The organism is Mycolicibacterium pyrenivorans (assembly GCF_025821625.1).
Taxonomy (GTDB): Bacteria; Actinomycetota; Actinomycetes; order Mycobacteriales; family Mycobacteriaceae; genus Mycobacterium; species Mycobacterium pyrenivorans.
The window spans coordinates 1-5,921 of record NZ_JACKSH010000289.1 but is presented as its reverse complement, the minus strand read 5'-3'; the positions used below and the strand labels follow the sequence as shown (position 1 = coordinate 5,921).

4 protein-coding genes and 1 pseudogene are annotated in these 5,921 nt (G+C 66.9%); all 5 read left to right on the top strand.

Annotated elements, in window-relative coordinates:
- Positions 1-1,578: PPE domain-containing protein (locus H7I57_RS31860; protein ID WP_264028453.1), on the top strand; the 1,578-nt coding region annotated here is incomplete at its 5' end.
- 11 nt (positions 1,579-1,589) lie between these two features.
- Positions 1,590-1,910, top strand: a complete 321-nt coding sequence (locus tag H7I57_RS31855; protein ID WP_236694330.1) for a hypothetical protein — start codon at positions 1,590-1,592, stop codon at positions 1,908-1,910.
- Positions 1,911-2,703: 793 nt separating this feature from the next.
- Complete coding sequence (locus H7I57_RS31850; protein ID WP_041322013.1) at positions 2,704-3,024, top strand: hypothetical protein; 321 nt, start codon at positions 2,704-2,706, stop codon at positions 3,022-3,024.
- A gap of 1,780 nt (positions 3,025-4,804) precedes the next feature.
- Positions 4,805-5,677 carry an EspK C-terminal domain-containing protein gene (locus tag H7I57_RS31845; protein ID WP_264028452.1) on the top strand — a complete coding sequence of 291 codons (873 nt, stop codon included), beginning with the start codon at positions 4,805-4,807 and terminating at the stop codon, positions 5,675-5,677.
- Positions 5,678-5,691: 14 nt separating this feature from the next.
- Positions 5,692-5,921 (top strand): annotated as a pseudogene (locus H7I57_RS31840) (hypothetical protein); the annotation flags it as partial.

Here is a 5,921-nt window from a genome sequence, read left to right as displayed (position 1 = left end):
CCGCTGGCCGCCGATCCGGCGTCGGTGGGCGCTGCGGGCAGGCTCACCACTGCGGGCACCACCTTGGCCAGCGTCCTGGTCGAACAGGCGGCAGGGCTGGCAGCCACCGCCGAGCAGCTGGCCAACGTCGCGGCGGGTTTCACCGCCAAAGATGCGGCCAATGCGACCAAAATCTCCAGCCTCAACACCGCCAGTGAGGGCGCCGCCGTGTCGGGTTGGGCGCCCCCGTCGCCGCCGGTCCCTCCCGATGCGCGTCCAGTGCTGGCCGCACCACCCGCCGCGCCCGCCGAGATCATCTCCAATGCGGTGCACTCCGGTGACCCCGCCAGCGGCGAAGCGTTCATTTCGGGATGGCGCCAGGTCGCCGGCTCGGCCCGCGACGCCTCAGCCGCGGTACGGCTGGTCGCCGATAGTCTCCCTGACAGCTGGGATAGCCCGGTGGCCACCGACGTGGTGCGCGGGCACCTGATCAAGTACGCCAATGCGTTGGAAACCTCCGGCCAGCGCGCCGATACGGTCGCTGAGCAGGCCAATCGCCATGCTCAAGAGGTCGCTCAGGCGCGCAGCGACATTCCGAGTCCGGACGCGTTTCAAGCGATGAACCACCAGCTGCAGACGTTGGCGCAGGCTAACGCGCAGACCGGCGGCATGTACGCGGTGCCGCTGGCCAACGCGGTGGAGCAGAAAGCTCAGATGGAGGCCCAAACCGCGCAAGGCTTCGGCGGCTACTACGCCAGCACAGAGGCCACCACCGCCGGTGAGGTTGATCTGGACGGCGACGGTATCCCCGACGTTCCCGCCGACGAGGCGGCTGCCGCGGCCGCTGCGGGGGAAGGAACGGGTCTGCCGGGCGAAGCGACGCCGGGAGAGCCTGGGTCACAGGATATGGCCGGTCAGCTAGCCTCGATGCTTCCCAGCATGATCCACACGGTTCTCGGGGCGGCCGGGGGACTGCTAGGCGGCGCGATGTCATCGATGATGAAGGCGCCGGAATCGCTGATTCAGGCCGGAACGCAGGCGATGGGTGCGGCTACTCAAGGGCTGTCGGGGTTGATGCAACCCGAGCTCGACGACATCGGCACCGAGGACCTGGGCCTAGACGATGCGCCGCTCGATGACATGAGCGGTTTTGGCGGCGGAGGGGGCGGGGGTGGCATGACTTCGCCAGCCTCCGGCGGGGCACCGTCGACGCCGCCGGTGATGCCCTCCACGGGCCCCAACCCCACCCCGCCGACCTTGCCCACCGGTGGATCGTTGCCTCCGCCGGTGAGCCCCACGATGGGCCCGGGCGGCGGCATGATGCCGATGGGAGGCATGCCGATGGCCGGCATGCCAGGGGGTGCAGGCCAGGGCGGCGGGGCCGACGAACGCAACGCAAAGCCCAAACAGGTTGTGGGCAAAGATCTTCCGCACACAGAATCGGTGACCGGCAAGGTGACCGCTGACAGGATCGCAGTGTCGACAACCGCACCGGACCGCAAAGACGACGACCCGCCGCCCAACGACGACGCACCTCAGCGCAGTAGCGCTCCGCTGATCCGCCGTATCACGACTGTCGCACCGAAGGACGGCGCCTAATGTTGGGCGGCGTGGGCTTCGATGACCTCGGCGACGAGGAAAAGGTCAAGTTTTCCGAAGCGGAACAGGCCGCGACCCTGGAGCGTCTCGACAAGATGATCGCCCAGCTCGGGGCGCTGCGCACCGAGGTCGAAGACCCCGATGGCTATGTGCGGTTCACCCTGGGTGACGACGGCCGCCTCCTCGAACTGTTCATCCACGAGGCTGCCCGCACATCACTGACCAACTTGGCGTTGGAAAAGAAGCTCAACGATCTGTTCGCCGCCGCTAACGAGGCAATGATGCTGTCCCGTAAAGAGTTCTGGGACCACTACAGCATTACCGACATCTGATCCGCAGGTCTAGCTCCGAAAAGCGCTGAGTCAGAACCGAGTGTTTCAGATCGGCATTGGCGGGCCTATAGCCAAAACCCCGCGCTGATTGACTAACGCACGGGGCACGGTCTGGGGCAGGCAGACTGACTGTGATCGCGAGAAGTATTGGCAACAAATGGTGGAAGGGCCCGACCAAGGGTGGGAGGAGTCGGGCCCTTCCGGTTCCGACCTCGGGGGGCGCGACCGGAACACCACGAACGCTACCGCAGCGCCCACACCCCTCCGTGCACAAAATTCGGCGCGCGACACTACGCCATTGCGGCGGCTCGTTGAGGTGACGCGGCCCGCCGGTGTAGCTAGGCAGCCAACCTGTGAATGGCCACGGATCATGCGTTGACGGGAGGTGCCGAGCGGATCGGGGCCGAATTTGGCGGTGCCAGACCCCACCGGCGCCGTTTACCCTGGATGTATGACAGCGGGCGGGAAAACCCAAGCATATGTGCCGCCGCCGAACGGTGGCCCCTACGGGCCACCCCCTGGCCCCGGCCCATCCGGCTATGGCCCCCCGCCGGCTCCTCCACCGGTGTTCCAGCCCCGACGCCCGGGCCGCCTGCGGACGGCCCTCGCCGCCGCGGGCATCATCCTCGCAGTGGTTCTGGCGGCATCCGCGCTGGTAGTGGCACTAACAACCCGCGTCGACAGCAACGACTCCAACAGCGCCGCCCCATCTGCTGGTGACCCAGCCGCCTCGTCCAGCCCGGCGTACACTGAACAAGCCGACCGCGCACTCTGCACAGCCATCGGACCCCTGATGACCGAGTACAACAAGGTCTCCAACGAGTGGCTGGGTGCCGGTGCACCAGGATCTCCCGGCCGGGACTCCGCTCTGCCAAAGTTCAAAACTGATACCGAAAATTTTGTTGAAGAAGCCGAGGCAGTGATGGGCCGGCACCAGGGCGTCCAGCCGCGGTTCGAGCGGACGCTGCAGCGCTACCTCGATGATCTGTGGCTCTTGGTGAACAATATCGAGCCGGGCCCGGAGAGGTCTTATGACGGTGCGGCCTGGACCGACAGCCTCATTGCATACGGTGGTCCGCAATCCATCTGCGATGCCCTTGGCGCTGGCTGGTAGCTGATGGGGGGGACTAGCTGATGCCGGCTTCAGCAGCGGTTGCCGCTGGCCCGGGGATGCCGACCCGGCCGTACTCAATGCGCATTCTTGGTGGCTCTTGGCCGTCGACGTCGCCGGAGCCGTGGTCGGACACCGCGAACGCGCTGAGTAAGAAGAGTGCTGATCTGAGCATGTCCGCGGCGGCGATCCGGCGTGCTGCCGATGACCTCGGCGGCTCTAATTCGGGGCAGATGATCGACGCGATGTGTGAGCGCTCATATCGCACGGCACAGACAGTGATCAACCATTCAGACCTGTATGGCGACATGGCCAAGGCGGTCAAGGAAACAGCTGAGCTGATCTGGCATGCCCGCGGCCAGCTCGAAGAGATTGACCGCAAAGCCCACGAGGAGATCGAACGCCTCAAACAGCAGCTCCAGGCCGCGGCGCTCTCTCCGTTAGGCGCCGGCGCGGCCATGGCCGCCATCTACGCAGCGATCGAAGCCGTCATCACCGCAGCTCAGGGTGAAGCACTGACCGTAGGAATTGACACCGCCGCAGCGATCGCAGAGCAAGCCGCCAACATCGGCGGCAACCCCTCAAGTCAAATGCCTGCGGGCGGGCAGATCACCCCGGCCGACCACACCACCCAAACCGGCGGCAACGGAGACAACGTCCAGGCCCTCGACAACCCAACGGGATCGGGCACAGCGCCACAGTCACCAGGTAGTGGCAGAGGTGAGTGGAGTGAGACTCCTCCCTCGCCGAGCGATGGTGCTTCGGACGTGGGTTCCGAACCTGTAAATGGAGAAACGCCCGCTACTTCAGAACCGGGCAGCACACCCGGCGAGCCAAGCACCGGCGACCGGGGGGAGTGGACTGGAAATGAGGGGCCCGGGCACCCCGGGGACGCTCCGGGGCCGGGGAAAGCCAGCCCATTTGGTGAGAAGTCGGAGTGGGGCTCGTCAACCACGCCCGCGATGACTCCCCCTATGACGCCTGTGTCGTCTGGCGGGAGCGGCGGTGCTTCGTCGTTGGGCTCGGTGGGGAGTGGGTTCAAGCCGCCGTCTGCGAGCGGGCTGTCGTCGGGAGGGGCCGGTGGTCTGTCGCCCAGTTCATTGTCGTCGAATGCGGGGCTGTCGTCGTCGCTGCCGTCTTCTGTGTCGCCGGCGTCGGGCGGTCTCCCCTCTGCAGCTGCGGGTGGCGGTGGCGCACCGGGGGCGGCTACCTCGTCCGACTTTTCCCGCGGGTTCAATGCGGGCTTGGGCACTGGCTCGGTGTTACCGCCGCCTGTTGCTCCTCCTCCGGCGCAGCCGCTGAGCTCGACTACCGGTGCGTCGAGCACGCCGGTCTCGGCCGGCCCTGCGCCGGTGTCGGCAGCTGGCGGGCCTGCGCACGTCGCGTCGCCAGGGTCGGCGGCGAGTGTTCCGGCCGGGCATATGGGGTCGATGGGTGCGCCGATGATGCCGCCAGCGGCCGCTCCGGCTGGCCCGCTGCCTCCGTTTAACTCTGATTTGCAGCCCAGGCAGGTCGCGCCAGCGGGGGCAGGCGCCCCGCCGCCCGCGCCACCGCCAGCTCCACCTGCCAGCCCGGGCCAGGGGACAGCGCTTCCGCCGGGTGTCGTCGCCTCGGGTGTCGGCGCCACAGCGGCCGGCGCGATCGCAGGGGCGCAGTCTGGGGCGCCCGACCCGTTGCTCGATAAGGCCTCGGAACTGGTCTACGAGCTGATGCACGCCTCGCGGGTTTATGGGTGCATCGACTGGTGCGTCGGGATGTTCAAGACGCCGTCAGGACCGCAGGCATGGGTGTCTACGAGCTGATGCACGCCTCGCGGGTTTATGGGTGCATCGACTGGTGCGTCGGGATGTTCAAGACGCCGTCAGGACCGCAGGCATGGGTGGTGAGCAGTGAGGGCAGCGGGTTCATCCCGCCGGGAGTATTTCTGCCCAGCTCCGCGCGGCTAGTTTTTTCAGATCCTGGTTTGGACAAAGATTTTCACGCCCGCTGGTTCGGCTGGGTCAACCCAGCCCACACGATGACCGCGTACGGGCAGATGTGCATGGCGAGCAACCCGAACATCGAGTTGTGGGCGCTGGCGGTGTCGACGGACTATGGCGGCAACGCCGCTGTGGCGCGGGATGCCGGTGTACGGCATATCGAGAATTGCGCGTTGACCACGTCACCGATCAAGGCCGACTCAGCACCGCCGGCGCTGGATGAAACTCGTATTCATCGGCTGGAGACCATTGACCGCCCCGAGTACGCGCGCCTGACCACCGGCGGGGTGGTTGATCGTTCACAGCTATGGGCGTTGACGGTTGCCGCAGTGCGCACGGTCCTCTCTCGCGCCTCTGAGCTGCTGGGCTTCCAGGTTCCTCCGGCCATTCGCCAGGTCGCTACGGCGATCGAGAATGGTGAGCCGGTGACCGAAGAGTTGTGGGCCGATCTTGACGTGGCGATGCGCGCAGCGATCCTCGACAGCGCGGGCCAGCGGCCAGGTCGGGTGGCTGGCGACGTGGGCCCGTCTGCCTATGCGCGGTGTTTCCACAACGTGGCCCGCGCCGCGGAGCTGCTGTCGTGGTGGCGCAGCACGACACCGGATTATGTCGAGATCGCCTACACGGCAAGGCATATCGCGAAGGAAGCTGAACTATGGCCCACGATGGCCGCATGAGGGGAGTTGTGTAGATGCCTGCAGTATCTGGGGGCGCGAAGCCGATCGAGGTGTTGCCCGCGGCGGTCACGGGCACTGCCCAGTCGATCGCTGGGGAGGTGAGCCGGTCGGCCCAGCCTGGCCCGGTTCCGATGCCTGCGGGGGGTATTTCGCCGATCGATGTCGCCGCCAACGCCGTGGCCGTCGCGGTGGCCGAGAATGTCGCGCACTGCTCGGCGACGCTGGCGCCGGAGCCCATCGAAGG

Excerpts from the sequence above, each read along its gene's own strand:
- H7I57_RS31850 (WP_041322013.1), top strand. The coding sequence starts at position 2,704 with ATGACCGAGTACAACAAGGTCTCCAACGAGTGGCTGGGTGCCGGTGCA.
- H7I57_RS31845 (WP_264028452.1), top strand. The coding sequence starts at position 4,805 with ATGGGTGTCTACGAGCTGATGCACGCCTCGCGGGTTTATGGGTGCATC.